Source organism: Mesorhizobium sp. 43Arga (genome assembly GCF_053714255.1).
The window spans coordinates 204,579-230,298 of sequence record NZ_JBSKBO010000008.1; the positions used below are offsets into that span (position 1 = coordinate 204,579).

Below are 25,720 nucleotides of genomic sequence, written 5' to 3' on the forward strand. Positions count from 1 at the left end.
TTTCTGACCTCCAGTCAGAATCGAGAGTGGAGGTCAGCTGAAGGCAGCTCGAATGGCTTTTTTTCGTTTTATCTCAGATAGATAGCGTCACAGGCCGTCAGCGGCGCTCAGTTCGCCAAAATCGCTTGCTCACAAAAGCCTTGCCCGATCCGGTCTTGAAACACCGTTCGAGCTGCCGTGCATTGGCCTCGGTTTCGACGGCAATATACACCGTCAAGGCGACAGGCAGATGAGCCTGGCCGAAGTCCATAGCTTGATTGATGTGATTCGAAGCGCACAGCGCGAAGCAGGATGGCGGAGAGGATGGGATTCGAACCCACGAGAAGCTTTTGACCTCTACTCCCTTAGCAGGGGAGCGCCTTCGACCACTCGGCCACCTCTCCGTTGCGCCGCTGGATAAAGAAAAGCGCCGGCACAATCAACAAGCCCCGACCATTATCTCGGAAAAAGAAATCATTATGTCGAAAAATAACCGCGTGCTGCGCCGCGGCTTTCCCAGCTGCGGCGGTTCTGCGGCAAATCCCTGGCTGGTGACTCGCGGCCTTGCCTTGATTCCGTCAGCCGGTTGCCGGATTCGGCTGGAGATAGGCGGCTGCGACCGGCCCAATGGTTAACGAGAGCTTTCTGAGTGAGGCCAAATCGTGTCATTTGTGCAACAACGCTGGGGGATAGCAGCCGAACAGCCCATTCGCCGGTACGATCGTTGTTGAACGCCGCCGCCTCATGGGTAATGTCGAATTCGAAGGAGCGGCGCGGTGCGCATCTTTTTCGGTAGTGGGGATGGGGCAGGGAACGCTGTCCTTCAGCAAAGAATACCCAGACCCGTTTTTTAACTTTTGACTGGAGGTCAGAAAATGAACATCAAGAGCCTTCTTCTCGGCTCCGCTGCGGCCCTGATCGCAGTTTCCGGTGCGCGCGCCGCCGACGCCGTCGTCGTCGCCGAGCCGGAACCCGCTGAATACGTCAAGATCTGCGACGTCTACGGCGCTGGCTACTTCTACATCCCCGGCACCGAAACCTGCCTGCGCATCGGCGGCTACGTCCGTTACGACATCCAAGGCGGTGACATCGGCTCGTTCGATGGCGCGCGGACCGACGACGTGACGAGCGGCAAGAACCAGGGCGTCTGGCACAAGAACGCCCGCTTCACGCTGAAGACCTGGACCGGCCAGGAAACCGAACTCGGCACGTTGAAGACCTACACCGAGACCCGTTGGAACTTCGGCAACGACAATGCCGACGAGCCTATCAATGCCGCTCACAACAAGGGGACGTCGCTGAACTTCGCCTGGATCCAGCTCGGTGGTCTGCGCGTCGGTAAGGACGAATCGGCCTTCAACACGTTCATCGGCTATGCCGGCGACGTCATCCAGGATACGCTGGTTCCTTACGGTGACTTCGATACCAACGTCGTCCAGTACTACTTCGACGCCGGCAACGGCTTCTCGGCCGTGGTTTCGCTGGAAGAAGGCGCGGGCAGTGGTACGCCTGGCTTTTACGGCGTCGGTTCAATCGACAGCTACGTTCCGCATGTCGTCGGCGGCGTGAAGTACACGCAGGGCTGGGGCGCCATCACCGGCGTCGTCGCTTATGACAGCAACTATGAGTCGGTGGCCGGCAAGGTTCGCTTGGACGTGACCGTCAACGACCAAGTGTCGCTTTGGGTCATGGGTGGTTACGGCTCTGACGGCAAGCTCAATGATGTTAACACCGTTCCCAACCCGGTCGTCGGCCTTCCGCCTCTCGTCGTCGGATCTCCCGCCGGCGGCCGCGGCTTCTACAAGCAGTGGGGCGGCAATTGGGCTGTGTGGGGCGGTGGCACCTACAAGTTCAACGAGAAGACCAGGTTCAACGCCCAGATCTCGTATGACGACTGGAAGAACCTCGGCGTCGCGGCGAACATCGCCTACGACATCGTTCCCGGCTTCACGGTCACGGCCGAAGTCGACTACCTCAATGCAGGCAAGTTCGACGACGCCGACTTCTCCAACTGGACCGGCTCCACCAAGAAGAGCAGCGTCGGCGGCATCCTCCGCTTCCAGCGCTCGTTCTAATAGATTTCGCCTTGTCGAAATCGAAACCCGGCGGGCAACCGCCGGGTTTTTTCATGATGCTCATAAAAAATGCAGCTATGCTGCCGCGAGGCCCGAAGCGCGTCGAAATGGATCCATGCGACGCTTCAGGCCTTTGCTTTATGCATGCCGTTCTCCCAAAACCGAGGTCACTTTTGGGCCGCATGCATTGGCCCAGTTCTTTTGAAAGTTGGCTGGGCCGACGAGCCAACGGCGCCTTTGACAGTTTCGTCCAGCGACTCAGCCGGCAGGCAGCTCCTGGATTGCGCTTCCAAAAAGAGGTGACGGAATCCATCGCTACGGCTGCGGACCGCGGGGTGCTTGCACGGCCAGGCTGGCCACGCTAGCAAGAAGTCCCTTTTCCAAGCGAGCTTCCACCATGCGTCAGCGCCCTGCCCTCTCGCCGATCATTGCAGCACTTCCGTCGACCGTGCCTTTTGTCGGCCCGGAAGCGCAGGAGCGTGAGCGCGGCCGGCCCTTCCGTGCCCGTATCGGCGCCAATGAGAGCAGTTTTGGCCCGTCGCCGCGCGTCATCGCCCGCATGGAGAGCGTCGCGCGTGACCAATGGATGTATTGCGATCCCGACAATTTCGACCTGAAGGTCGCGGCTGCCGCGCACCACGACGTGGCTGTCGAGAATGTCGTTGTCGGCGAAGGCATAGACGGCCTGCTCAGCCTGGTGGCGCGCATGTATGTGGCGCCTGGCGACGCGGTGGTCACGTCGCTCGGCGCCTATCCGACCTTCAATTTCCATATTGCCGGCGTCGGCGGGCGGCTGGTCACCGTCCCTTACGAGAATGACCGCGAGAGCCTGGACGGCCTGCTCGCCGCGGTCGTCAAGCAGAAGGCGTCGCTGGTCTATCTGTCCAATCCGGACAATCCGATGGGCAGCTGGTGGGAGGCGGACGAAGTGATCCGCTTCATCGAGGCGCTGCCTGAGACCACCATGCTGGTGCTCGACGAAGCCTATGGCGAATTGGGGCCAGCCTCGGCCCTGCCGCCGATCGATATCTCGCGACCGAATGTCATCCGCATGCGAACCTTTTCAAAGGCTTATGGGCTTGCCGGAATACGCTGCGGCTATGCGATTGCGGAAGCCCAGGTGATTCGCGACTTCGAGAAGATCCGCAACCACTACGGTGTCAGCCGCATGGCGCAGATCGCCGGCGTCGAGGCGCTCGCCGACCAGGCTTATCTCGAGACGGTGGTGGCGCGGGTGGCTGCCGGGCGCCGGCGCATCGCGGCGATCGCCGAACAGAACGGGTTAAAGCCGCTGCCCTCGGCGACCAATTTCGTCACCATCGATTGCGGCCATGACGGCGCCTTCGCGCTGAAGGTGCTGCAAGGTCTGCTGTCACGTGATGTGTTCATCCGCAAGCCGATGGCGCCAGGGTTAGACCGCTGCATTCGCGTCAGCGTCGGCCTCGACCATGAACTGGATATCTTTGCCGAGGAATTGCCGGGCGCGCTGGCGGCAGCGCGGGGGAACTAGGCGCTTTCGCGGCGTTCGGATGCTGGCGCTGCGCTTAGCAGATGCCTGACGCGTGCCAATATATCCGACAACTCGGCGGCTTCCTCGTCGTCCAGGCTTGCGGTCAGGCGGGTGAGATCGCGATCCGCAGCTGCCTGGAGTGCGGCAAGCGCAGCCCGGCCGCGGACGGTGAGCGAGAGGACGCGACGGCGCTGGGGCTCGGGGCCAGTGCGCGTTTCGGTCAGGCCGGCGGCAGAGAATTTTCGAAGGATTCTCGTGACATAGGCAGGATCCAGCTGGAGTTCCCAGGCAATGTCGGACGCTGCTGGTCCGAAGTCGATTTGAAGCACCCGTGCCAGAAAGCCTGCCGTACCGCCAGGATTGGCGGCAACACGGCCAGGTCGACGGCCCAGTTCGAACAGCACCCGCGCCTCGGTCAGCGAAAAGGCGCTGTGCGTCGAGGTTTCGTCGAGCAGCCCGATCAAGCCGGTATAGAACCGGTTGAAGCATCTGAGATCGCTGACCAGGGCACTGCGATCAGCCGGCATGTCACGCGCCTTCCCTGAGTTTGCAAGTCGGTAGATCATCGCGCAAAAGTTGACCAAGTCAACTATTTATTGGATCAAGTCATCCATCTTGCGATCAAGGCTGGGCTCCTGTTCGATAACCCCTTCAAGCCAGTTGCCTTCGCCCGTTCCTGCGCCAGACTCTATGCATGGGAGCACGCGATGAACGATCGAAAAAGGGCTGTGCAAGCCCGCGTACATGGCAGGGTGCAAGGCGTCGGCTACAGGATCTGGGCAAGAGGCGAAGCGGCGGGGCTGGGGCTGGTGGGCTGGGTGCGCAACGAAAGAGACGGCTCGGTAACGGCATGGCTTTGCCGGCGCCGACGCGGCGGTTTCGGCCATGATCGAACGGCTTCGGCAAGGTCCGGCGGGCGCTTCAGTCTCGCGGGTCGAGGTGGAGGAGATCGAGACCTGGACCGCGCCCGGAGATTTCAGGATCGTCGCATAGGCGCACGCGCGGCACTTGAACCAGTCTGGCACCCTTGAATTAATTGAACGTTCGTTTTATTATCGTCAGGTCAACGAGGCGACCATGGCGCGCACCACAGGATCAGACGGCGAGCGAACCGAGGCGGCAGTCCGCGAAGCGGCGGTCAACCTGATCGCACGCTACGGCTACGAGGCGATGTCGATGCGCCAGCTGGCGGCCGAGGTCGGCGTGCAGGCAGCCGCGCTCTATCGCTATTTTCCGACCAAGGAAGACCTGCTGTTCACGCTGATGCGCGAGCACATGGAGGGGCTTCGGGCGGCCTGGGAACACGTCAGGCCAACCGATGCGGATCCGGCGGGGCAGCTTGCGGCCTATGTGCGCAACCACATCGATTTCCACATCGAGCGCCGGCATGCCACGCATGTGTCGAACATGGAACTGCGCAGCCTGTCGCCCGACAGGCTGACGCAGATCCTGCGCATGCGCACAGCCTACGAAAAGGAACTGCGCACCATCTTGCGCGAAGGCGTCGAGGCCGGCGACTTCAGCATCGAGGACACCGGCCTTACGGCCATGGCGCTGATCCAGATGATGACCGTCGTCATCGTCTGGTTTCGCCCAGGCGAGCGGCTGTCGGTCCCTGAAGTGACGGCGACATATCTTTCAATGACAATGCGTCTGGTTGGCGCGAGGATGGATACCTACAGCGCCGCACGTCCCTCGGACGTGCAAAGGACGCTGTAGCACTTAGATTTTGCGCATGATCCTTTCCGAAAATCGAAGTCGATTTTCGGGGTCATGCGGCAGGAGGAACGCCATGTACACGAACACGCTCAGCTTCGGGCATGACGAGGACATCGAGGCGCTGCGCGATATGGTGCGCCGCTTCGCCCAGGACAGGATTGCGCCGATCGCCGGGGATATCGATCGCCAGAACGAATTTCCGGGGCATCTGTGGCGCGAGCTCGGCGCGCTCGGCCTGCTCGGCATCACCGCCGATCCCGATTTCGGCGGCAGCGGCATGGGTTATCTCGCCCATGTGATTGCGGTGGAGGAAATTTCCCGCGCCTCGGCTTCGATCGGCCTCTCCTACGGCGCCCACTCCAACCTCTGCGTCAACCAGATCAACCGCTGGGCGACGCCGGCGCAGAAGGAAAAATTCCTGCCGCCGCTGTGTTCGGGCGAGCGTGTCGGCGCGCTGGCGATGTCTGAATCCGGCGCCGGCTCCGACGTCGTCTCGCTCAAGCTGCGCGCCGAAAAGCGCAATGACCGCTATGTGCTCAACGGCACCAAGATGTGGATCACCAACGGCCCCGACGCCGATACGCTGGTCGTCTATGCCAAGACTGATCCGGAACGGAAATCGCGCGGCATCACCGCCTTCATCGTCGAGAAGGCGATGACAGGGTTTTCCGTGGCGCAGAAACTCGACAAGCTCGGCATGCGCGGCTCCAACACCGGCGAGCTGGTTTTTTCGGATGTCGAGGTGCCTTTCGACAATGTGCTGCACGAAGAAGGGCGCGGCGTCGAGGTGCTGATGTCGGGCCTCGATTATGAGCGCACGGTGCTTGCCGGCGGGCCGATCGGCCTTATGGCGGCATGCCTCGACGTGGCGATCCCCTATGTGCACGAACGCAAGCAGTTCGGCCAGCCGATCGGCGAGTTCCAGCTGGTGCAAGGCAAGCTGGCCGACATGTATACGGTGATGAACGCCGCGCGCGCCTATGTCTACGCCGTCGCCGCCGCCTGCGACCGCGGCCAGACCACCCGCAAGGACGCCGCCGGCTGCGTTTTGTTCGCAGCTGAGAAGGCGACGCAGATGGCGCTCGACGCCATCCAGCTGCTGGGCGGCAACGGCTATATCAACGACTATCCGACCGGCCGGCTTTTACGCGACGCCAAACTCTACGAGATCGGCGCCGGCACCAGCGAAATCCGGCGCTGGCTCATCGGCCGCGAGATCATGGCGGAGGGGGTGTGAGCATGGCCGTCCTGCAAACCCAGATCTCTTCCTCCTCCGACACTTTTCGCACCAATGCCGAACGCATGCGCGCACTGGTCGCCGACATCGCCGACAAGGCCGCGACCGTCGAGCGCGGCGGCTCCGAGGAGGCGCGTGAGCGCCATATTTCGCGCGGCAAGCTGCTGCCGCGCGAACGCCTCGCGCAATTGCTCGACACCGGCTCGCCCTTCCTCGAGATCGGCCAGTTCGCGGCGTGGTCGATGTATGGCGAGGAAATTTCCTCGGCCGGCATGATCGCCGGCGTCGGCCGGGTCGAGGGCACCGAGGTGATGGTCGTCGTCAATGATGCCACGGTGAAGGGCGGCACCTACTATCCGCTGACGGTGAAAAAGCATTTGCGGGCGCAGGAGATCGCGCTGCAGAACAATCTGCCCTGCATCTATCTGGTCGACAGCGGCGGCGCCAATTTGCCCAACCAGGACGAGGTGTTTCCCGATCGCGAGCATTTCGGCCGCATCTTCTACAACCAGGCCAACATGTCGGCGGCCGGCATCCCGCAGATCGCCTGCGTCATGGGCTCCTGCACGGCCGGAGGCGCCTATGTGCCGGCGATGTCGGACGAGACGATCATGGTGCGCAACCAGGCGACCATTTTTCTCGGAGGCCCGCCGCTGGTGAAGGCGGCCACCGGTGAGGACGTCAGCGCCGAGGATCTGGGCGGCGCGGATGTGCATACGCGGCTTTCCGGTGTTGCCGACCATTATGCGATGGACGACGAACATGCGCTCGCCATCTGCCGGCGCATCGTCAAAAACCTGAATCGGAACAAGACCGTAAGCCTGAACTTACAGAGATCGATTCCGCCGCTTCATCCGGCGGATGAACTCTACGGCGTCGTGCCGACCGATCTGCGCCAGCCCTATGATGTGCGCGAGGTGATTGCGCGCCTTGTCGACGGGTCCGAATTCGACGAGTTCAAGCAGAACTACGGCACAACGCTAATCACCGGTTTTGCCCATCTCCACGGCATGCCGGTTGGCATCATCGCCAACAATGGCGTGCTGTTTTCCGAAAGCGCGCTGAAGGGCGCGCATTTCATCGAGCTGTGCTGCCAGCGCGGGATCCCGCTGGTCTTTCTGCAGAACATCACCGGCTTCATGGTCGGCCGAAAGTACGAAGCAGGCGGCATCGCCAAGGACGGCGCCAAGCTGGTGATGGCGGTTGCCACCGCCAAGGTGCCGAAGGTCACCGTCATCATCGGCGGTTCGTTCGGTGCCGGCAATTACGGCATGTGCGGCCGCGCCTATTCCCCGCGCTTCCTGTGGATGTGGCCGAACGCCCGCATCTCGGTGATGGGCGGCGAACAGGCGGCAACCGTGCTCGCCATGGTCAAGCGCGAGGGCATCGAACGCAAGGGCGGCGAGTGGAGCGCCGAGGAAGAAGCGAAATTCAAGAAGCCGATCCTAATGAAATACGAGCATGAGGGCCATCCGCTCTACTCGTCCGCCCGCCTCTGGGATGACGGCATCATCGATCCGGCGAAGACGCGAGAGGTGCTGGCGCTCAGCCTTTCAGCCGCGCTCAACGCCGAAATCGAGGACACGCGCTTCGGCGTGTTCAGGATGTGAGATGAACAAGGCGCTGGACAGGATCCGCATCCACACAGGCGACATCACGAAGCTCGATGTCGACGCCATCGTCAATGCCGCCAACACCTCGCTTCTTGGCGGGGGTGGGGTCGATGGCGCCATCCATCGCGCCGCCGGCCGCGAGCTCGAGTTCGAATGCCGGATGCTGAATGGATGCAAGGTCGGCGACGCCAAGATCACCAAGGGTTACAAGCTACCGGCTCGACATATCATCCACACGGTCGGGCCGGTCTGGCAGGGCGGCGGCAAGGGCGAAGCCGAACTGCTGGCCTCCTGCTATCGCAGGTCGCTGGAACTCGCGGCCGCCAATAGTTGCCGTTCGGTGGCGTTTCCGGCGATCTCGACCGGTGTTTACCGCTACCCGAAAGATGAGGCGACCAAGATCGCTGTCGGCACCGTCAGCATGATCGTCGAAGAGAAAAACACGCCTGAAACTGTCATCTTCTGCTGCTTCGACGACCAAACGGCGGAAATATACCGGCAGGCCGTTGCTGCCCTGCGAAGAGGCTGAACTGCATGGACCAACCGATTCATCAGCATAGGCAGCATCGAATCTCCGCTGGTGAACTGGCGTCGAGACAAAATATTCGCTACCGCTCATCCTGCGCAGTGCAACGGGAACAGGGCGGAAATGAAACTGAAATATTGCCGGAAGACGACTGCTTCGATACTTGCAAGTTTGCTCATATTCGCAACAGCCGGCGCCAGCCAGGCCGGATCGCTCGCAGGAAGCAAGGGAGACGTGCGTTTTCCGCCGACCCTAGGCTCGGGCGAATGCAACGTCGCCTACAAGGGCTACGTCGCGGCGAGCGGTCATTCGGCCTACGCCACGACCTTTTATTCGCGCGTCGTCGACCTCTACATCATCTGCGGGACGAAGTTCAACGCGCCGTCCCAGAAGGCCGCGGAAGAGATCGCGCTGCGCAACTGCCAGGCCGGATTGACGCGGTGGAAACTCAAGACCGCGAGTGGCGGCTGCGCGATCTCGGCATCGAAATAGGCATTTGCGCTTTGCTGGTAGAGCACTGCCTTGGTAAGGGAGCGCTCTACATCAAGCGTCGAACTGCAAGGCAGTGTCCGGCGAAGGGAAAGCCTATCCATATAGGCTTGCGAGACAGAGGGGGCGCGAAGGAACGCCTGCGTCGCTTTCAGCAAGCCCTGGCTACGGAGGCTCCATGTTCATCAAAATCCTGATCGCCAATCGGGGCGAGATCGCTTGCCGTGTCATCCGCACGGCCCGCAAGATGGGTGTGCACACTGTCGCCGTCTATTCGGACGCCGACTCGAAATCACTGCATGTCGAGATGGCCGACGAGGCCGTTCATATCGGCGCCTCGCCGGTTGGCGAAAGCTATCTACGCGGTGACCGGATCGTCGCGGCTGCGCTTTCGACGGGGGCGCAGGCCATCCATCCCGGTTATGGCTTCCTGTCGGAAAATCCTGATTTCGTCGACCAGGTAGTGGCGGCGGGGCTCACCTTCATCGGCCCATCGGCGGCCTCGATCCGCGCCATGGGGCTGAAGGATGCCGCCAAGCGGCTCATGGAGAAAGCCGGCGTTCCCGTCGTTCCGGGCTATCATGGCGAAGCGCAGGAGATCGTCCTGCTTGCCTCCAAGGCACGCGAGATCGGCTATCCAGTGCTGATCAAGGCGCGCGCCGGCGGCGGCGGCAAGGGCATGCGGCGCGTCGAGCATCCCGATGATTTCTCCGAGGCGCTGTCCAGCGCCCGGCGCGAGGCAAAGGCTGCTTTCGGCGACGACCGCGTTCTGGTCGAAAAATATGTCGACAAACCGCGGCACATCGAAGTGCAGGTGTTCGGTGACAATTTCGGCAATGCCGTGCATCTCTATGAACGCGACTGCTCGGCGCAGCGCCGCCACCAGAAGGTGATCGAGGAAGCCCCCGCCCCCGGCATGACGCCAGCGCTGCGCAAGGCGATGACGGAAGCGGCGGTGAAGGCCACCAAGGCGATCGGCTACTCAGGCGCCGGCACCATCGAATTCATTGTCGATGCCTCGCAAGGTCTCAAGGCCGACCGCTTCTGGTTCATGGAGATGAACACCCGCCTGCAAGTCGAGCATCCCGTCACCGAAATGGTCACCGGCACCGATCTGGTCGAGTGGCAGTTGCGGGTTGCCAGCGGCGAAAAGTTGCCGAAGACGCAGAGCGAGATCGCGCTGACCGGCCACGCCTTGGAGGCGCGCATCTATGCCGAGGATGCCGCAAAGGGGTTCCTGCCCGCAACGGGCACGCTGCATCATCTGAAGTTCCCTGAGGCGGCCCCCGAGGGCGCGACGATGCGCGTCGAGACCGGCGTGCGGGCCGGCGATGCCATCTCGCCCTATTATGACCCGATGATCGCCAAGCTGGTGGTCCATGCAAAGGACAGGCAAGCATCCCTGGAAGCGCTCGGCGCGGCGCTGTCGCAGACCGAAATTGCTGGTTCCACCGTCAACACCGGCTTTCTCGCCGCCCTTGCCGCCGATCCCGACTTTTGTGATGGCGACGTCGACACCGGCCTGATCGACCGGCATCAGGCGGCACTGACCAAGGTCGCGCCGCCGACCGGCGAGATCATCTCGGCAGCAGCCCTTGCCGCCTCCGGTGCGGCAGCTTTGCCGCCATCGAACGACCCATGGTCGTCGCTTGCCGGCTATGCGCATTTCCACGGCGTGGCGCGTCGCACGCGGCTGAAGTTCGGCGAGACGGATATACTGGCAAAGGTTTCGGTGCGGTCGGACGGGCGCTTCCAGGTGGCGCTCGATGCGCCCTATGACAGCACCAATTCGCATGATTTTCGCGCCGCTCCCCGCCTCGCCCGCTGGCCCGGCCACATCACGGTGTTCGAAGGCGCCGTCGGCTACACATTCGCGGTATCGGACCCGTTGGCACGGAGCGATGACGCGACTGCCGCTTCCGGCAGCTTGCGCGCGCCGATGCCGGGTCTGGTCAAGCTGGTGCGCGTGGCCAAGGGCGACGCGGTGATCAAGGGACAAGCACTCCTGATCCTCGAGGCGATGAAGATGGAGCACACCATCGCCGCCCCGCATGATGGGGTGGTTGCCGAGATCGCTGTGGAAGGAGCGCAGGTCACCGACGGGACGGTGCTGGTGCGGTTCGTCGAGGAACAGAGCGCCCAGACCGCTGCCGCAGGCTGACAAGCGGAGCGCTTCGCGGACCGTAAACAAAATGGCCGGGGCGAAACCCGGCCATTTCCTTGGATTACATCATTACGCGGGATTACTGCGCGATCGGCGCGTACTTGCCGTCATGCCACTGGTTGATGTCGTAGCTGGCATTCTTGAGGTCGCCCTTTTCGTCGAAGGTGACGTCGCCGACAACGGTGCTGATCGGCGTGCCGTTCTTCAACGCTTCGGCAACCTTGGCCGGATCGTCGCTGCCTGCACGCTTGATCCCTTCGGCGAAAGCCTGGACCACGGCGTAGGAGAACAGCGTGAAGCCTTCCGGCACAAAGCCGCCGGCCTTGATCTTCTCGACCGCCGCCTTGGCTTCCGGCTTTGCCTGCGGGTCCGACGGGAAGACGAACATGGTGCCTTCGCCAGCCGGGCCGGCAACCTGCCAGAATTCCGGCGAGGCGATCGAGTCCGGCATGATCAGCTGGAACTTCAGGTTCTGTTCGGCCGACTGACGCAGGATCAGGCCGGCTTCAGGATGGTAGCCACCGAAATAGACGACGTCGGCCTTGAGATCCTTCAGCTTGGTGACGAGCGCCGAATAGTCCTTCTCGCCGGGGTTGATGGCGTCATAATAGACTTCCTTGAGGCCGCCAGTGTTCATGGTCGCCCTGACGGCATCAGCCACGCCCTGACCGTAAGCGCTCTTGTCGTGCAGGATGACGACCTTCTTGCCGGCATATTTCTTGGCGATCCAGGGGCCGATGAAGGCGCCCTGTGCATCGTCGCGCGTATAGAGGCGCATGATGGTCGGCCAGCCGGCCTTGGCGGCCGCGTCGGTCAGCACTGGGTTCGAGGAAGCCGGGCTCATCATCAGCGCGCCGGCCTCGGCATAGACGGCCGAGGCCGGAATGCTCGAGCCCGAGCAGGCATGGCCGTCGATGAACTTGACGCCGTTGGCGACGATGCGGTTGGCCACCGACACGGCCTGCTTGGGATCGCACTGGTCGTCCTCGATGTCGAGCTTGATCATCGAGCCGTTGACGCCGCCCGCGGCGTTGATGGCGTCTGCCGCAGCCTTTGCGCCCTGCTTGAACTGATCGCCGATGGTGGCGAGCTGTCCGGTCATCGGGCCGACCACCGAAACGGTGATGTCGTCGGCGAATGCGACCGGCGCACTCATCATCAGGCCGAAGATGGCCGCGCTGAAAATACTCATATTTTTCATGGCAATAGAACTCCTCCACTCACGCGCGGCCCCCGGCCGCGCTTCTTCCAGAGAGGCGGGACAATTTCATCCTTCATTGTGCCTGTCTAGGCGCATTGGCGCCGCTCGATTGGGCCTGCGAGCCCTCATCCACGCAAAAAGCCACGCCAGCCTTGTTCCGGCTGGTCGTGGCTTTTTTGCCCATCGGGCTGTTTCCCCAGCGCCCCCGCGCCGCGAACCCCAACGTGGCCTTCCCCGTCTTCCCTGCCCTGATCCGAAAACCGGATTCTTTTCGGCATCATGGTCCGTCGTACGGCTTGGCCCATCCTGCCTGCCGCATTCTCTTTGTTGATGGCCTGTGGCCCGGCTGTCTGCGCAGCCTTATCCCTGTTTGGCCCGACCGTCTTGGAGCGGTCTTGGCCGGAGCGTCCCCGTCTGCCGGTACTTTAGTGCATGGTCATCCATTCGCGGGCTTCGCGCAGCGCCCTGGCGATCTCGACCTTCGACATGGCGGCCGACAGTTCCGAGCGCAGTTCCGCCGCGCGGGCCGATCCCTTGATGGCGGCGATGTTGAACCATTTGTGGGCGGCAACGACGTCGGTGTCGCAATCGCGGCCGGTCGCATACATCATGCCCAGTTCGAAAAGAATGTCGGCCTGGGCAGTTGCCCCCATGGCGCCGAAACCTGCTTCAAGCATTTCAAAACGTGCCATTTTAGTCCCCTGTCTGGCTCCCGAGAGCTGCCTCCGTTCGTCTTGTCCGGGCCGCTCTTTCGATGCTTCCGAGAATGCCAAGCAGGCTTGAATCCGTCGTTAAATGGCGTGCTTAATTTGAGGAAAACAAAGCTAAAACAAGAGGTAAACATAGAAATTCGTTAAGGATACGAAGCCAGCAATTCCGCCGATTTTCGTCAAATTTGACGAAAATTTTCCGAGCCTCGATCAACACTCCGCTAACCACGGGAAACAAACAGCACGTGCCGGTCGTTTCATTTCCCCGCCGACACAGCCAATTCAGGCGGCTTCAAAATCCCAAAGTCTTCCGTTGCGGCACCGCTTTTGTTTTGCGGGGAGCTGGATTAGCTTGCGTTTGCGTAAGCGGCAGACCGGCGAGGCGGAGAATTCGGCCGGCTATCCAAAGGGAGCAAGACATGTTTCGAAAAGTCAGCCTGGCTCTTGCAGCCACATTGATCATGGCGGGTGCGGCGTGGGCCGATCCGATCGAGGGCAATTGGAAAACGCAAGCCGGCGATACCGCGGCCATTTCAGGCAGCGGCGAGTTTTCCATCACGCTCAAATCGGGCAAATATGCCGGCAAGACGATCGGCTCGCTCAAGGCCGCGGGCGACAACAAATATGCCGGCAGCATCACCGATCCTGCAAACGACAAGACCTATTCGGGCAAGGCGACATTGTCGGGCACCTCGCTCAAGATGAGCGGCTGCGTGCTCGGCGGACTGATCTGCAAGAGCCAGACCTGGCACAAGCTCTGATCGACCTATCCTTGTGACATCCTGACGGGGCCTGACAGGCCCCGTTTTCGTTTCAGCGGCTCGTCAAGCCCTGGGCTCTTTCCCCGCTGCCGGTGGCACGGGCCGGCGACGACCCGCCCAGATCCCGTCAATCAATTTGAACCGCAGATGAACGCCGGCATCAGAGCCGGTTCAGAGGCGTTGGGGCATTCTCCGGCGTGTTGAAGGAGACACGACCCCAATGCTTGCTCGCCGCTTCACCATCGTCTGCCTGCTGATGAGCCTGTTTGGAATGTTCTTCGCCATCCTCGTCGCCGAAGCGGGCCGTTCTCCCCGCGCCTGGGACGAAGCCACCAGACTATGCCGCCTCGCCTGCCCGACCAATCTTCGCCACTGAGACAAAGAACCGGACCTCGAAAAGAAAAGCTCAGAGATCATGACCCGCACCGCCGCCAACACCCTCAAGACCCTCCGGCTGCTGCCGCGGGCGGTGCTTATCCTGGTGCTTCTGGCCGCTCCGGTCCTGGCGGTGCCGATGATGCGCGCCGATACTGGCTCGACGATCGAGGCGCCAGCCCTGAAGAAGTCCGGCGTGGGTTTCGTGCTGCTGGTCAGCCTGCAGCGGGGATAAAGAAAAATGGCGCTCTGGGCGCCTTCGGCGGCGAGCCCCCTCCCAACCGCCCGTCCAAGTCTCTATATTGAGCCATGGAAAAGCGAATCTACCCTCAAGCCATTGAATCCGTCGTCATGCCCGAGCCTTTTGGCCGGCAAAGCTTCGACAGCGCCGAAAAAGCCGTTGCCGCCCTGCAGCGACTTTATGACCGCAACACCAAGTTCCTGCGCGACGCCTTCGCGGCCCTGGCGTCGGCCGCCGGCGACAGCAGCAAGCGCTACCGCGCCTTCTACCCCGAGATCGGCGTCACCACGAGTTCGTTCACCCAGGTCGACTCGCGCCAAGCCTACGGCCACATGCCGACGCCCGGCCATTTCGCCACCACGATCACGCAGCCGCAGTTGTTCGAGCGCTATCTGATCGAACAGTTGCGGCTGATCATGCGCAACCACGGTGTCTCGGTCACGGTTTCGGAATCGACCACGCCCATTCCGCTGCATTTCGCCTTCCTGGAGGGAACTTACGTCGATGGGGCTGCCGCGGAGCGCATCAAGCGGCCGATCCGCGACCTGTTCGACGTGCCGGATCTCGACGGCACCGACGACCAGATCGCCAACGGAACGTTCGAGGTGGCGTTCGGCGAACCAAGGCCGCTGGCGCCGTTCACGGCGCAGCGCATCGACTATTCGCTGCACCGCATGACCCATTATACGGCCACCAGCCCGCAGCATTTCCAGAACTTCGTGCTGTTCACCAACTATCAGTTCTATATCGACGAGTTCGTCGCCCGCGCCCGCGACCTGATGGAGAAGGGCGGCGGCGGTTACGCGGAATTTGTCGAGCCGGGCAATGTCGTGACCAAAGCCGGACAGAAGGCGCCCAGCGAAGGCGTTGGACCGGCGCGCCTGCCGCAGATGCCGGCCTATCACCTGAAAAAGCCGAACCATGGCGGCATCACCATGGTCAACATTGGCGTTGGCCCTTCCAATGCCAAGACGATCACCGACCATATCGCCGTGCTAAGGCCGCATGCCTGGGTGATGCTTGGCCATTGCGCCGGACTGCGCAACACCCAGGCGCTCGGTGACTACGTGCTGGCACATGCCTATGTGCGCGAAGATCACGTGCTGGACGATGACCTTCCGGTCTGGGTGCCGATCCCGCCGCTGGCGGAAATCCAGGTGGCGCTACAGGAGGCGGTCGCCGAAGTCACCGGCCTGTCCGGCTACGATCTGAAGCGCATCATGCGCACCGGCACGGTCGCCACCATCGACAATCGCAACTGGGAACTGCGCGACCAGCGCGGACCGGTGCAGCGCCTGTCGCAGTCGCGCGCCATCGCGCTAGACATGGAATCGGCGACGATCGCCGCCAATGGTTTCCGCTTCCGTGTGCCCTACGGCACGCTGCTGTGCGTTTCCGACAAGCCACTGCACGGCGAGTTGAAGCTGCCCGGCATGGCGACGGAGTTTTACAAGCGCCAGGTGGCGCAGCACCTTACCATCGGCATCAGGGCGATGGAGAAGCTGGCCGAGATGCCGATGGAGCGGCTGCATTCGCGCAAGCTCCGGAGTTTTTCGGAGACAGCGTTCCAATAGGCGACCGCAGCCCCTGGGCGAGGCATTTCGTCGTCTTGCCCAGGCCGCAATTCTGCCGATAAGCAGATGGAACGGATCGTCAGGCGGCATTCGGCAGACACGACCTCGATGATGACAGGCGCGCGCTTGAAAATGATAGCTGGGCTGGCATTCCTGGCGATGACGGCGCTGTCGGCCGCGCTGTTGGCCGGGTTCTTCGGCACGCTGCATCCAGCTTTCGATTCCTTCTCGCATTTCCGCATGCACTTCAGCCTGCTCATGGCGCTTCTGGCACTGCTGCTGCTTGCCAGCCCGTTCCGACTGCAAGCCGCGGCGGGACTGCTCTTTGCCATCGCCTGCCTGGCCACGACGGCAAGCGCACTGCCGAGGCTTTGGCCACAGCCGGCGGTGGCCAAGCCCGCCGATCAGGCTGTCTACAGCCTGCTGCAGATGAATTTGCGCTTCAACAACCCGACACCGAAGAAAGTGCTCTCCCTGATTGGCCGCACCAACCCGGACGTGATCACCCTGGATGAGGTGTCGCAGATGTGGACGACAGAGCTTGGCTACATCGCCAGCGCCTATCCCTACCGTATCCTGTGCCCCTACCCCAACGGCATGTTCGGGGTGGCGCTGCTGTCGCGCCGGCCGTTCGTTGCCGGCACAGCGCCACGCTGCGAGCCGCGCGGCGCGATGGCGACCGCCACCATCGATTTCGGCGGGATCGACGTCGATGTCGCCGCGATCCATTTGAGCTGGCCGTGGCCGAAGGAGCAATACTGGCAGATCGGCGAACTGGCGCAGCCATTGGGCGGGCTGGGCCAGACCGCGATCATGGCCGGCGATTGCAACGCCGTGCCGTGGAGCGCGGCGGTGCGGCGGGTCGCGGCTCTCGGCGGACTGACCGTCATGCCGTCGGCCGGGCCGACCTGGATCCACCGGACACTGCCCGACATCCTGCGCCGCTATGCAGGCCTGCCGATCGACCAGGTGTTCAGCAAGGGCGGGCTGACGATCCTGTCGTCAAAGCGGCTCGAGGACACCGGCTCCGACCATCTGCCGGTGCTAGTCGAGTTCACGCTACGCCCTGACGACAAGCAGCCTGGGAATGACCACGCCACAGCGCTCGCGGCGAGCGACCTGTCAGCCAAGCCGCACGGCTGAACGAAGCCCGCGCGCCACGACGCTGAGCGGATCACCCGTTCACGGTTTTCCGGTCAAGGCAGCGATCAGATGTTCGACATGGCCGCCATTGCTGTGTTCGCGCCGATCGAAGGCATTTTGTTTGGCCTCATATTCGGCATAGACGGCCCGGATGCGAAGCTGAGCTTCGCGGCGCGCCTTGTAGCAGGACGGATCGTTGGCGATCCGCAGGCCGGTTATCGACTTTTCCGTGGCGCGCATCATCTCCCTGGCGATGCGCCCATGTGTTTCCTCATGGGCGCGGACACCTGCGAAAAACTTGTTCCAGCGCCTCTCCAGCGCCGGCGGGGCAGGCAAGGCAAGGCGCGGGAAGGTGTAGGAAAGATTGAGCGTGCCATTGACCCCTCGTATCCGGCAGAAGCCGTTGCCCTGGCCGGCATCGAGGTGCCAGTCGACGGTATAGGCGGTTGTGGCGATGGCATGCGTCATGAAGCCGTGCCGGGGGCCTTTTCTGTCCATCGCGTCGACGAGGGCGGCGCCCGAGCTTCCCGCAACGTCGTAAGTCCGCGTCTGGACCACTGCCCTGGTGCCGGCCGAGGCCTCTGGCGCATACAGCGCCCCAATGGCGACGAGGCATGTCAGAACTGTCCGGCGCATCGGCGTTCTCCCTATCCCCTGAGAAGGAACCATAGACCGGTGGCCGTTTCAACGTTTCTGCCGGCCTGCATGCCCTCGCGCGCAGCCCTACCTGCATTTTCTTGCTGCCGAGGCCGAAACAGCCGGCCGCGCGAGGTCACATACCCTGGTAGACCGGACCCTCGCCTCCTTGCGGCGGCACCCAGTTGATGTTCTGGTTCGGGTCCTTGATATCGCAAGTCTTGCAGTGGACGCAGTTCTGCGCGTTGATGACGAAGCGGACGTCCTTTGCCGCCGGATCGGCGGCGGCGTTGCCGTCCTTGTCGACCCATTCATAGACGCCGGCCGGGCAATAGCGGGTCGAAGGCCCGGCAAAGACATCGTGTTCGGATCGCTTCTGCAGTTCCATATCGCCGACCAGCAGATGGACCGGCTCGTTCTCTTCGTGATTGGTGTTTGACAAGAACACTGAGGACAGGCGATCGAAGGTCAGCACGCCATCGGGCTTCGGATAGACGATCTTCTTGTGCTGGGCGGCGGGATCGAGCGTGGCATAGTCGGCCTTGCCGTGCTTCAGCGTGCCGAATGGCGAGATGCCGAACAGCGTATTCAGCCACATATCGAGGCCACCAAGACCGACGCCGACGATGGTGCCGAAGCGCGACCACAGCGGCTTGACGTTGCGCACCTTCTTCAAATCCTTGCCGATATCGGTCGCGCGCCAGGCTTGCTCGTAGGAAGTGAGCTCATCATTGGCGCGGCCGGCACCGATCGCCTCGGCGACGTGATCGGCCGCCAGCATGCCCGACAGCACGGCATTGTGGGAGCCCTTGATGCGCGGCACATTGACGAAGCCGGCAGCGCAACCCATCAGCGCGCCGCCTGGGAAGGACAGTTTCGGCACCGACTGCCAGCCGCCCTCGGTGATGGCGCGCGCGCCATAGCCGAGCCGCTTGGCGCCATCGAATGTGCCCCTGATTGCCGGATGCGTCTTGAAGCGCTGGAATTCCTCGAAGGGCGACAGATACGGGTTCTTGTAATTGAGGTGGAGCACGAAGCCGACCGCCACCTGATTGTCCTCGAGATGGTAGAGGAAGGAGCCACCGCCGGTCTTCATGTCAAGCGGCCAGCCGAAGGAATGCTGGACCAGGCCCGGCCGGTGGTTCTCCGGCTTGACCTGCCAGAGTTCCTTGAGACCGATGCCGTATTTGCCGGGCTCGCGGCCGTCGGAGAGTTTGTATTTGGCGATCAACTGCTTGGCGAGCGAGCCGCGTGCGCCTTCGCCGATAAGCACATATTTGCCCATAAGCGCCATGCCCGGCGCGAAGCCCGGCCCATGCGTGCCGTCCTTCTCGACGCCCATGTCGCCGGTGACGACGCCGGTGACGGCGCCGTCTTCATTGTAGAGCAAGCCGGCGGCGGCAAAGCCCGGATAGATCTCAACGCCGAGCGCCTCGGCCTTCCCGGCCAGCCAGCGGCAGACATTGCCGAGCGAGACGATGTAGTTGCCGTGATTGTTCATCAGCGGCGGCATCAATATGTTGGGCAGGCGAAACGAGCCGGCAGGGCCGAGCACCAGGAAATGATCCGCCGTGACCGGGGTCTTGAACGGGTGACCTTCCTCTTCGCGCCAACCGGGCAGCAGCCGGTCGATGCCGATCGGATCGACCACGGCGCCGGAGAGGATATGGGCGCCCACCTCGCCGCCCTTTTCCAGCACGACGACGGAAAGCTCGGGATTGACCTGCTTGAGGCGGATGGCCGCGGCAAGGCCGGCGGGACCGGCACCGACGATGACCACGTCGAATTCCATGCTTTCGCGTTCGATATCGCTCATCAACCCCTCCGCACTGGCTTGCCGCTGTTGCGTATCTTGCTGGCTCCTGCGCTGCATAGCGCATCAATTGGCGACAGGAAACCGGCGCAGACGTGACAATGCGGTTTTGGCCAAAAAGTCGCGCATCTTGCGGCAAGGCAGGCATTTGCGCCCGTTAAGACCGGCCACGCCTGCGTTTTTTAATTGTTCGGCGGCTTGCTTATCGGCCATACTTCCCGCCATGCGCTTTCCTGGGCCAGCGGGCTTTTCTTCGACGCGCTTTCTTTTCCCGCCCGGCCGGGCCTGCCGGGCGATTCTTCTGGCCCTTTTGATGGTGGCACCGGGGCAAGCTGCCGCGGACGAAGTGAAGGTCTTGGCGACAGGCGCCTACTCCTTCTCCGACGAGCTCGGCGGCTTCCGCATCACCGGAGCCTCCGGCATCGGAACCAAGGACGATCCGCTGGTCATCACCGAAGAGCTGAATTCGGCGACACCCGTGACGCTGACCATCCGCACGACAAAGCCGATCCAGACATTCGGCAAGGCGGGCGAATTCGCCAATGGCATCATGTATATGCGCATAAACGTGCTCAACAACAGCGGCCAGGCCTGGATCGAATTCCAGTTCGAGCTTCAGGAGATATTGGATCAACCGAGCGTATTTGGTGATGGGCTTTCCTTCGACCAACGCAACAAGACGCCCGACAATATTTGGTCGAGCAATTTCGCCGATTTCGACCGGGAGTTCGAGCCTTATGACCGGCTGCTGTTCAAGAACGGCAAGGTCGACCCGCTGAAGACCGCCAGTTTCGAGTTCCTGATGACCGATTACACACCGCGATGGACCTTTTATCTGGTTCAGGATCCGCGCATCCCGACCGGATAGGGCTACCGGCCGGTCTTGCAAATTGCAGTCATGCGGACGAATGTGCGCGCCATGACTGCCGCCTCCCCCAACAGCCCCACCGATATTGCCGACATCCTGGCCTTCTATGCCAGCGCCGGCGTCGACGAGGCACTGGAAGATGCCCCGGTAAATCGCTTCGCCGAGGCGGCGCCGAGACCTGTCGAGCGCGCGCCGGCGCCGATGGCGCCACCTCGCGAAGGGAAGGCGCCGGAGCGGCCAGCGGCACCGCCCGGACTGGATGCAAGCAAGGTACCGGATGCGCCTCCGGCGCGTTCATCGGTCGCCGCGGTGCCGGACGAAGCTCAGGCGGCGCTTGCGCGCCAGTTGGCGACAACGGCAAGGACCCTGGACGAGTTGCGCCAGCATATGGCTGCCTTCGACGGCTGCAATCTCAAGGTAACCGCCAAGAACCTGGTGTTCGCCGACGGCAATCCGGAGGCCGAGGTGATGCTGGTGGGCGAAGCGCCGGGCCGCGACGAGGATATTGAGGGCCTGCCCTTCGTCGGCCGCTCGGGCAGGCTGCTCGACCGCATGCTGGCCGCGATCGGGCTCGACCGCACCTCGGTCTACATCGCCAATGTCATCCCATGGCGGCCGCCGGGCAACCGCACGCCGACGCCGCACGAAACCGAAATCTGCCGGCCGTTCATCGAGCGGCAGATCGAACTGGTCAATCCCAAGGTGCTGGTCAATCTCGGCGGACCGTCAGCCAAGACCTTGCTCAACACCTCAGAAGGCATTTTGCGGCTGCGCGGCAACTGGCGTGTCCACACCACCGCCTCCGGCATCGCCATTCCGGCCATGCCGACGCTGCATCCGGCTTATCTTCTACGGACGCCGGCGCACAAGAAGCTGGCATGGCGGGATTTTCTCGAGGTCAAGGCGAAGCTGCGGGCGCTCTCCTAGCGATAACCTTAGAGGTAATTGAAATCCCCCTGCCGCCGCCTTAATCCTGACCGATGACTACAGCCCAAACCTCCGCCGGCAGTCTGATCCGCGAATGGCGCACGCGCCGCCGCATGAGCCAGCTCGACCTCGCGATGGAGGCCGAGATTTCGCAGCGGCATCTCTCCTTCGTCGAAAGCGGGCAGGCCGCGCCGTCGCGCGATATGGTGCTGCATCTGGCGGAGCAGCTTTCGATCCCGCTGAGGCAACGCAATCAGTTGCTGCTGGCGGCAGGCTTTGCGCCGAGCTTCAGCGAGCGACCACTCAGCGACACGACACTGGCGCCGGCGATGGCGGCGGTCGAGATCGTGCTCAAGGGACATGAGCCGTTCCCGGCGCTGGCCGTGGACCGGCACTGGAACCTGGTTTCGGCGAATGCCGCGATCGCTCCCTTCCTTGCCGATGTCAGCGAGGCGTCGCTGCTGACGCCGCCGGTCAATGTGCTTCGCCTTTCCCTGCATCCCGGCGGCATCGCGCCGCGCATCGTCAATCTCCAGGAATGGCGCACGCACCTGCTCGAACGTCTCAAGCACCAGAACGATGCCAGCGGCGATCCGGTGCTGGTCGAATTGGAGCGCGAGTTGCGCAGCTATCCGTCAGGGCTGAAGGGCAGTAGGCCAACACCCGTCGAGCCGAATGCCATCGTGCATCCCCTGCGCCTCGCCCATGGCGATCAGGTGCTGTCGTTCATCAGCACCATCACCGTGTTCGGCACGCCGCTCGACGTGACCTTGTCGGAACTGGCGATCGAGTCTTTCTTCCCCGCCGATGAGCAGACTCGCGCGGTTCTGGTACGGCTGGCGGAAGAGCGCAGCGAACGATCCTGATCAGCCCTGCGGCAGCGTCACTTTGCGCGTTCGCGTACGCTCCAGGCCCAGTTGCCGCTCGCGCCAGATGATGAAGACGCCAGCGGCCACCACGATCGCACCGCCAATCAGCGTGTTGAGCGAGGTGACGTCGCCGAAAATGAAATAGCCGACGACGACGCCAAGGATCATCGAGGTGTATTCGAACGGCGCCACCACCGAAGCCTCGGCATGGCGATAGGCCGAGGTCATCAGGATCTGGCCGAGGCCGCCGCAGAAGCCGGCCATGACGAGCAACGCGGCTTGCGCAGGCGCCAGAGCTTGCCAGCCGAAAGGCAGCGTCAGCAGCGAGAGCACGCTCGCGGTCGACGAGAACCACAGGACGATGGTCGCCGTCTTCTCCGTCTGCACGAGATTGCGCACGAGCAGCATGGCAACCGCCGAAATCGCCGCGGCCACCAGCGCGGCCATGACGCCCAGGACCTCCTGGTCGTCCAGCCCCTCATCCGAATTGAGCAGCGTCAGCTCCGGCCAGGAGATGATGAGCACGCCGATGAGGCCGACGGCGACCGCGCTCCAGCGATAGACGCGGATCGATTCGCCAAGGAAGACCGAGGAGAACACCACGACCAGCAGCGGCTGCGCATAGTTCAGAGTGATCGCCTCCGGCAACGGTAGCCTGGTCAGTGCGAAGAAGCCCAGCCCCATGGCGCCGACGCCGACGACGCCGCGCGCGACGTGGTTGAAGGGACGTTTGGTGACGAATGCCGTCGGCAGCTGTCCCTTCAACGCCAGGAAGGCGATAATCGGGAAGATGGCGAAGAAGGAGCGGAAGAAGACGATCTGCCCGGCCGGCACGTCGCCGGCCGCCTTGATGCAGGTTTGCATGCCAACAAAGACCGCGACGGACACGATCTTCAGCGCGATACCCCTCAGCGTGCCGTGGCCGCCCGTCGTTGCTGGTTCCGCACCTAAGGTCACGTCGGCGATGCGCCCCTGATCGCGGCCCAGATGCGCGCCGGCGTCGCGGGCATCTCGATATGCCTGATGCCGTAGGCGCGCCATAGCGCATCGGTGACGGCGTTGAGCGCCGCCGGTGTCGAGCCGATCGTGCCGGCCTCGCCCGCGCCCTTGATGCCCAGCGCATTGGTGGTCGAAGGCACGTTGCGGGTCTCGAAATGGAAGAACGGGAAATTGTCGGCGCGCGGCATGGCGTAGTCCATGAAGCTCGCCGTCAAGAGTTGCCCATCCTCGCCATGGATGGTGTTCTCGGTCAACGCCTGGCCGATGCCTTGCACGACGCCGCCATGCACCTGGCCGGCAAGCAGGATCGGATTAACGGTGACGCCGAAATCGTCGACGATGGTGTAGCGGACAATCTCGGTCGCGCCAGTGTCGGGATCGATCTCGACCTCGCAGATATGGGTGCCGTTCGGATAGGTACACTCGTCCTGCACGAACTCGCCGAATCCTTTAAGGTCATCCGGCGTCTTGGCAGCCTTGGCGATGCTCGAGAAATCGATGTTCCGGTCGGTGCCGACAATGCGAGCAACGCCATCGGACAATTCGATATCGCCGGCTGAAGCCTCAAGCTCGTCGGCGGCGATGCGCTTGATCTTGTTGGCCAGATCCTCGCCGGCGCGGGAAGCCGAGACACCCCCCAGCGGAATGGAGCGCGAGCCGCCTGTGCCGCCGCCCGCCTTCAATTCGTCGGTGTCGCCCTGGCGGACATGGATCTTGTCGATGTCGAGATTGAGTTTTTCCGACAGAAACTGCGCATAGGCGGTGGCATGCCCCTGGCCGTTGGTCTGAGTGCCGATCTTCAGCGTCACCGTGCCGTCGCCATTGAGCTCGACAAAGGCCGGTTCGGAGCCCGGAAAGGCGCAGGCCTCGATATAGGTGGCCATGCCGATGCCGCGGATCTTGCCGTCGGCCTTGGACTGCTCCAGCCGCTGCGGAAACGCCTTCCACTGTGACCGTTCGATGGCGCGGTCCATATGGCCTTCGAATTCGCCATTGTCGTAGAGGCGGCCGGTCTGCGTGCGATAGGGAAACTGCTCGGGCCGGATGAAGTTGCGGCGGCGGATCTCCTCGACAGGCAGGCCGAGATCATGCGCGCAAGCGTCAACCAGTTTTTCCAGCAGGAACGCCGCCTCGGGACGCCCGGCGCCGCGATAGGCGTCGACCGGGCAGGTGTTGGTGTAGAGGCCGGTCACCGAGACATCGAGCGCCCTGATATCATAGACGCCAGTCGACATGGTGACGCCGATATAGGGAATGAAAGGGCCATATTGCGAGACATAGGCGCCGATATTGGCAAGCAGATCGACCCTCATGCCGAGAAACCGGCCATCCTTGTCGAGCGCCATCTCGGCCGTCACCGCATTGTCGCGGCCCTGAGCGTCGGTCAGGAAATGTTCCGTGCGGTCGCCGGCCCATTTCACCGGACGGCCAAGCCGCTTCGCCGCCTCGAGCACCAGCGGATATTCGCGGTAGACGAAGCTCTTCGGCCCGAAACCGCCGCCGACATCGGGCGTGATGACGCGCAGATGGTCCTTCTTGATCTTGAAAACACTGGCCAGGATGTACTGCATGGAATGCACGCCCTGAGACCCGGTGGTCAGCACGAAGCGGTTTTCCGCGACATTCCATTCGCCGATCGCCGAGCGCGGCTCCATGTAGTTGCAGACCAGCCGGTTGTTGACGAATTCGATCCGCGTGACGTGAGCGGCCCCAACGAAAGCCGCGTCCGTCTTTTTCTTGTCGCCGATATGATAAATGAAGGCGCGGTTGGAGCCGAGTTCCGGCCAGACCAGCGGCGTGCCCTCAGCAAGCGCCTTCGCCGTGCCTGAGGCGGCGTCCTCGCCATCATAATCGACCTCGATCAGTTCGGCGGCATCCTGCGCCAAGGCACGACTGTCGGCGACGACAAAGGCAACCGCATCGCCGACATAGTTGACGCGGTCCCGGCACAGGACCGGAATGTCGCGCGTCGGCGCTTTGGTGCCGTCCGGCTGTGGCTGCATGACGCCGGACTTGAGATCGCGCAGATGGGTGAGATCCCCACCGGTCAGCACCAGGTGGACGCCGGGTGCCGCCTTCGCCGCCTCGATCGAGCCGATGGTGAAGCTCGCCTTGGCGATCGGCGAGCGCAGGACATAGCCGTGCAAGACGCCGGCCGGCTGGATATCGTCGGTATAGCGGCCCTGACCCTGGATGAAGGCGGCATCCTCGCGCCGCAGCACGGAAGCGCCCATGCCGAATTTCGGTGTGACGACGGTCATGGCTGCCTCGCGGGGATGTGGAGAACGAAC

Annotated in this window: 24 protein-coding genes, 1 tRNA gene and 1 pseudogene; 17 read left to right on the top strand and 9 right to left on the bottom strand. The window is 62.8% G+C overall.

Annotated elements, in window-relative coordinates; all coding sequences use genetic code 11:
* Positions 1 to 292 precede the first annotated feature (292 nt).
* Positions 293 to 383 (bottom strand) — tRNA-Ser (locus ACWGS8_RS25750).
* Between the two features lie 471 nt (positions 384 to 854).
* On the opposite strand from ACWGS8_RS25750, the gene ACWGS8_RS25755 reads away from it, so the two are divergent.
* On the top strand, positions 855 to 2,054 hold the full coding sequence (locus tag ACWGS8_RS25755; RefSeq protein ID WP_454583544.1) for a porin: 1,200 nt from the start codon (positions 855 to 857) through the stop codon (positions 2,052 to 2,054).
* A 397-nt stretch (positions 2,055 to 2,451) separates the two neighbouring features.
* Positions 2,452 to 3,564: a pyridoxal phosphate-dependent aminotransferase gene (locus ACWGS8_RS25760; protein ID WP_454583545.1), complete on the top strand. Its 1,113-nt coding sequence runs from the start codon at positions 2,452 to 2,454 to the stop codon at positions 3,562 to 3,564.
* Here the strand turns inward: ACWGS8_RS25760 and ACWGS8_RS25765 are convergent.
* The gene (locus ACWGS8_RS25765; protein ID WP_454583546.1) at positions 3,561 to 4,091 is read right to left on the bottom strand and encodes a MarR family winged helix-turn-helix transcriptional regulator; all 531 of its coding nucleotides are present in this window, start codon (positions 4,089 to 4,091) and stop codon (positions 3,561 to 3,563) included. The genes ACWGS8_RS25760 and ACWGS8_RS25765 overlap by 4 nt on opposite strands.
* 180 nt (positions 4,092 to 4,271) lie before the next feature.
* Between ACWGS8_RS25765 and ACWGS8_RS25770 the strand changes: the two are divergent.
* From ACWGS8_RS25770 to ACWGS8_RS25800, 7 genes and pseudogenes are all read left to right on the top strand, one after another.
* A pseudogene (locus tag ACWGS8_RS25770) lies at positions 4,272 to 4,557 on the top strand (acylphosphatase).
* Between the two features lie 84 nt (positions 4,558 to 4,641).
* Positions 4,642 to 5,283: a TetR/AcrR family transcriptional regulator gene (locus ACWGS8_RS25775; protein ID WP_454583547.1), complete on the top strand. Its 642-nt coding sequence runs from the start codon at positions 4,642 to 4,644 to the stop codon at positions 5,281 to 5,283.
* Between the two features lie 73 nt (positions 5,284 to 5,356).
* Positions 5,357 to 6,520, top strand: coding sequence for an isovaleryl-CoA dehydrogenase (locus tag ACWGS8_RS25780; protein WP_454583548.1), 1,164 nt, complete (start codon positions 5,357 to 5,359; stop codon positions 6,518 to 6,520).
* Positions 6,521 to 6,522: 2 nt separating this feature from the next.
* On the top strand, positions 6,523 to 8,130 hold the full coding sequence (locus ACWGS8_RS25785; RefSeq protein ID WP_454583549.1) for a carboxyl transferase domain-containing protein: 1,608 nt from the start codon (positions 6,523 to 6,525) through the stop codon (positions 8,128 to 8,130).
* A 1-nt stretch (position 8,131) separates the two neighbouring features.
* Entirely contained in the window at positions 8,132 to 8,662 is a 531-nt protein-coding gene (locus ACWGS8_RS25790; RefSeq protein ID WP_454583550.1) for an O-acetyl-ADP-ribose deacetylase, read from the top strand.
* Between the two features lie 120 nt (positions 8,663 to 8,782).
* Positions 8,783 to 9,151, top strand: a complete 369-nt coding sequence (locus tag ACWGS8_RS25795; protein ID WP_454583551.1) for a hypothetical protein — start codon at positions 8,783 to 8,785, stop codon at positions 9,149 to 9,151.
* A 175-nt stretch (positions 9,152 to 9,326) separates the two neighbouring features.
* The gene (locus ACWGS8_RS25800) at positions 9,327 to 11,309 is read left to right on the top strand and encodes an acetyl/propionyl/methylcrotonyl-CoA carboxylase subunit alpha (protein ID WP_454583552.1); all 1,983 of its coding nucleotides are present in this window, start codon (positions 9,327 to 9,329) and stop codon (positions 11,307 to 11,309) included.
* Positions 11,310 to 11,391: 82 nt separating this feature from the next.
* On the opposite strand, the gene ACWGS8_RS25805 is transcribed toward ACWGS8_RS25800, so the two are convergent.
* Positions 11,392 to 12,513: a branched-chain amino acid ABC transporter substrate-binding protein gene (locus ACWGS8_RS25805; protein ID WP_454583553.1), complete on the bottom strand. Its 1,122-nt coding sequence runs from the start codon at positions 12,511 to 12,513 to the stop codon at positions 11,392 to 11,394.
* A gap of 425 nt (positions 12,514 to 12,938) precedes the next feature.
* A complete protein-coding gene (locus ACWGS8_RS25810) occupies positions 12,939 to 13,205 on the bottom strand; it encodes a sel1 repeat family protein (RefSeq protein ID WP_454583554.1) in 267 nt (88 codons plus the stop codon).
* A 437-nt stretch (positions 13,206 to 13,642) separates the two neighbouring features.
* Between ACWGS8_RS25810 and ACWGS8_RS25815 the strand changes: the two genes are divergently transcribed.
* The 5 genes from ACWGS8_RS25815 (at position 13,643) to ACWGS8_RS25835 (ending at position 17,317) form a co-directional block, all read left to right on the top strand.
* Positions 13,643 to 13,984 (top strand): DUF2147 domain-containing protein, encoded by a 342-nt coding sequence (locus ACWGS8_RS25815; protein ID WP_454583555.1) that lies wholly within the window; start codon positions 13,643 to 13,645, stop codon positions 13,982 to 13,984.
* A gap of 220 nt (positions 13,985 to 14,204) precedes the next feature.
* Positions 14,205 to 14,360 (top strand): hypothetical protein, encoded by a 156-nt coding sequence (locus ACWGS8_RS25820; RefSeq protein ID WP_322418535.1) that lies wholly within the window; start codon positions 14,205 to 14,207, stop codon positions 14,358 to 14,360.
* 39 nt (positions 14,361 to 14,399) lie between these two features.
* The gene (locus tag ACWGS8_RS25825) at positions 14,400 to 14,594 is read left to right on the top strand and encodes a hypothetical protein (RefSeq protein WP_454583556.1); all 195 of its coding nucleotides are present in this window, start codon (positions 14,400 to 14,402) and stop codon (positions 14,592 to 14,594) included.
* Positions 14,595 to 14,710: 116 nt separating this feature from the next.
* A complete protein-coding gene (locus ACWGS8_RS25830; protein ID WP_454583557.1) occupies positions 14,711 to 16,174 on the top strand; it encodes an AMP nucleosidase in 1,464 nt (487 codons plus the stop codon).
* Between the two features lie 132 nt (positions 16,175 to 16,306).
* A complete protein-coding gene (locus tag ACWGS8_RS25835) occupies positions 16,307 to 17,317 on the top strand; it encodes an endonuclease/exonuclease/phosphatase family protein (protein ID WP_454583648.1) in 1,011 nt (336 codons plus the stop codon).
* 39 nt (positions 17,318 to 17,356) lie between these two features.
* Here the strand turns inward: ACWGS8_RS25835 and ACWGS8_RS25840 are convergent, their stop codons facing one another.
* From ACWGS8_RS25840 to ACWGS8_RS25850, 3 genes are all read right to left on the bottom strand, one after another.
* Positions 17,357 to 17,953: a DUF922 domain-containing Zn-dependent protease gene (locus tag ACWGS8_RS25840; RefSeq protein WP_454583558.1), complete on the bottom strand. Its 597-nt coding sequence runs from the start codon at positions 17,951 to 17,953 to the stop codon at positions 17,357 to 17,359.
* A 136-nt stretch (positions 17,954 to 18,089) separates the two neighbouring features.
* Positions 18,090 to 19,769 carry an electron transfer flavoprotein-ubiquinone oxidoreductase gene (locus ACWGS8_RS25845; protein ID WP_454583559.1) on the bottom strand — a complete coding sequence of 560 codons (1,680 nt, stop codon included), beginning with the start codon at positions 19,767 to 19,769 and terminating at the stop codon, positions 18,090 to 18,092.
* Positions 19,770 to 19,832: 63 nt separating this feature from the next.
* Positions 19,833 to 19,991 carry a hypothetical protein gene (locus ACWGS8_RS25850; RefSeq protein ID WP_454583560.1) on the bottom strand — a complete coding sequence of 53 codons (159 nt, stop codon included), beginning with the start codon at positions 19,989 to 19,991 and terminating at the stop codon, positions 19,833 to 19,835.
* On the opposite strand from ACWGS8_RS25850, the gene ACWGS8_RS25855 reads away from it, so the two are divergent.
* From ACWGS8_RS25855 to ACWGS8_RS25865, 3 genes are read left to right on the top strand one after another with little or no spacing between them, the layout of a single operon-like run.
* Positions 19,990 to 20,634, top strand: a complete 645-nt coding sequence (locus tag ACWGS8_RS25855) for a hypothetical protein (protein ID WP_454583561.1) — start codon at positions 19,990 to 19,992, stop codon at positions 20,632 to 20,634. The two genes, ACWGS8_RS25850 and ACWGS8_RS25855, sit on opposite strands and share 2 nt — an antisense overlap.
* A 51-nt stretch (positions 20,635 to 20,685) precedes the next feature.
* Positions 20,686 to 21,561, top strand: coding sequence for a uracil-DNA glycosylase family protein (locus ACWGS8_RS25860; protein WP_454583562.1), 876 nt, complete (start codon positions 20,686 to 20,688; stop codon positions 21,559 to 21,561).
* A gap of 53 nt (positions 21,562 to 21,614) precedes the next feature.
* Complete coding sequence (locus ACWGS8_RS25865) at positions 21,615 to 22,427, top strand: helix-turn-helix domain-containing protein (RefSeq protein ID WP_454583563.1); 813 nt, start codon at positions 21,615 to 21,617, stop codon at positions 22,425 to 22,427.
* Here the strand turns inward: ACWGS8_RS25865 and ACWGS8_RS25870 are convergent, their stop codons facing one another.
* Together ACWGS8_RS25870 and ACWGS8_RS25875 are read right to left on the bottom strand one after the other, a co-directional pair.
* Entirely contained in the window at positions 22,428 to 23,471 is a 1,044-nt protein-coding gene (locus tag ACWGS8_RS25870; RefSeq protein WP_454583564.1) for a DMT family transporter, read from the bottom strand.
* Positions 23,384 to 25,690, bottom strand: a complete 2,307-nt coding sequence (locus ACWGS8_RS25875) for a xanthine dehydrogenase family protein molybdopterin-binding subunit (RefSeq protein WP_454583565.1) — start codon at positions 25,688 to 25,690, stop codon at positions 23,384 to 23,386. Before ACWGS8_RS25875 ends, ACWGS8_RS25870 begins: the two co-directional genes overlap by 88 nt.
* Positions 25,691 to 25,720: the final 30 nt, after the last annotated feature.

What these genes read in the sequence shown, in the direction of transcription:
- ACWGS8_RS25755 (WP_454583544.1), top strand. Translation starts at nt 855, where the DNA reads ATGAACATCAAGAGCCTTCTTCTCGGCTCCGCTGCGGCCCTGATCGCA.
- ACWGS8_RS25760 (WP_454583545.1), top strand. Translation starts at nt 2,452, where the DNA reads ATGCGTCAGCGCCCTGCCCTCTCGCCGATCATTGCAGCACTTCCGTCG.
- ACWGS8_RS25765 (WP_454583546.1), bottom strand. Translation starts at nt 4,091, where the DNA reads ATGCCGGCTGATCGCAGTGCCCTGGTCAGCGATCTCAGATGCTTCAAC.
- ACWGS8_RS25775 (WP_454583547.1), top strand. Translation starts at nt 4,642, where the DNA reads ATGGCGCGCACCACAGGATCAGACGGCGAGCGAACCGAGGCGGCAGTC.
- ACWGS8_RS25780 (WP_454583548.1), top strand. Translation starts at nt 5,357, where the DNA reads ATGTACACGAACACGCTCAGCTTCGGGCATGACGAGGACATCGAGGCG.
- ACWGS8_RS25785 (WP_454583549.1), top strand. Translation starts at nt 6,523, where the DNA reads ATGGCCGTCCTGCAAACCCAGATCTCTTCCTCCTCCGACACTTTTCGC.
- ACWGS8_RS25790 (WP_454583550.1), top strand. Translation starts at nt 8,132, where the DNA reads ATGAACAAGGCGCTGGACAGGATCCGCATCCACACAGGCGACATCACG.
- ACWGS8_RS25795 (WP_454583551.1), top strand. Translation starts at nt 8,783, where the DNA reads ATGAAACTGAAATATTGCCGGAAGACGACTGCTTCGATACTTGCAAGT.
- ACWGS8_RS25800 (WP_454583552.1), top strand. Translation starts at nt 9,327, where the DNA reads ATGTTCATCAAAATCCTGATCGCCAATCGGGGCGAGATCGCTTGCCGT.
- ACWGS8_RS25805 (WP_454583553.1), bottom strand. Translation starts at nt 12,513, where the DNA reads ATGAAAAATATGAGTATTTTCAGCGCGGCCATCTTCGGCCTGATGATG.
- ACWGS8_RS25810 (WP_454583554.1), bottom strand. Translation starts at nt 13,205, where the DNA reads ATGGCACGTTTTGAAATGCTTGAAGCAGGTTTCGGCGCCATGGGGGCA.
- ACWGS8_RS25815 (WP_454583555.1), top strand. Translation starts at nt 13,643, where the DNA reads ATGTTTCGAAAAGTCAGCCTGGCTCTTGCAGCCACATTGATCATGGCG.
- ACWGS8_RS25820 (WP_322418535.1), top strand. Translation starts at nt 14,205, where the DNA reads ATGCTTGCTCGCCGCTTCACCATCGTCTGCCTGCTGATGAGCCTGTTT.
- ACWGS8_RS25825 (WP_454583556.1), top strand. Translation starts at nt 14,400, where the DNA reads ATGACCCGCACCGCCGCCAACACCCTCAAGACCCTCCGGCTGCTGCCG.
- ACWGS8_RS25830 (WP_454583557.1), top strand. Translation starts at nt 14,711, where the DNA reads ATGCCCGAGCCTTTTGGCCGGCAAAGCTTCGACAGCGCCGAAAAAGCC.
- ACWGS8_RS25835 (WP_454583648.1), top strand. Translation starts at nt 16,307, where the DNA reads ATGATAGCTGGGCTGGCATTCCTGGCGATGACGGCGCTGTCGGCCGCG.
- ACWGS8_RS25840 (WP_454583558.1), bottom strand. Translation starts at nt 17,953, where the DNA reads ATGCGCCGGACAGTTCTGACATGCCTCGTCGCCATTGGGGCGCTGTAT.
- ACWGS8_RS25845 (WP_454583559.1), bottom strand. Translation starts at nt 19,769, where the DNA reads ATGAGCGATATCGAACGCGAAAGCATGGAATTCGACGTGGTCATCGTC.
- ACWGS8_RS25855 (WP_454583561.1), top strand. Translation starts at nt 19,990, where the DNA reads ATGCGCTTTCCTGGGCCAGCGGGCTTTTCTTCGACGCGCTTTCTTTTC.
- ACWGS8_RS25850 (WP_454583560.1), bottom strand. Translation starts at nt 19,991, where the DNA reads ATGGCGGGAAGTATGGCCGATAAGCAAGCCGCCGAACAATTAAAAAAC.
- ACWGS8_RS25860 (WP_454583562.1), top strand. Translation starts at nt 20,686, where the DNA reads ATGACTGCCGCCTCCCCCAACAGCCCCACCGATATTGCCGACATCCTG.
- ACWGS8_RS25865 (WP_454583563.1), top strand. Translation starts at nt 21,615, where the DNA reads ATGACTACAGCCCAAACCTCCGCCGGCAGTCTGATCCGCGAATGGCGC.
- ACWGS8_RS25870 (WP_454583564.1), bottom strand. Translation starts at nt 23,471, where the DNA reads ATGGCGCGCCTACGGCATCAGGCATATCGAGATGCCCGCGACGCCGGC.
- ACWGS8_RS25875 (WP_454583565.1), bottom strand. Translation starts at nt 25,690, where the DNA reads ATGACCGTCGTCACACCGAAATTCGGCATGGGCGCTTCCGTGCTGCGG.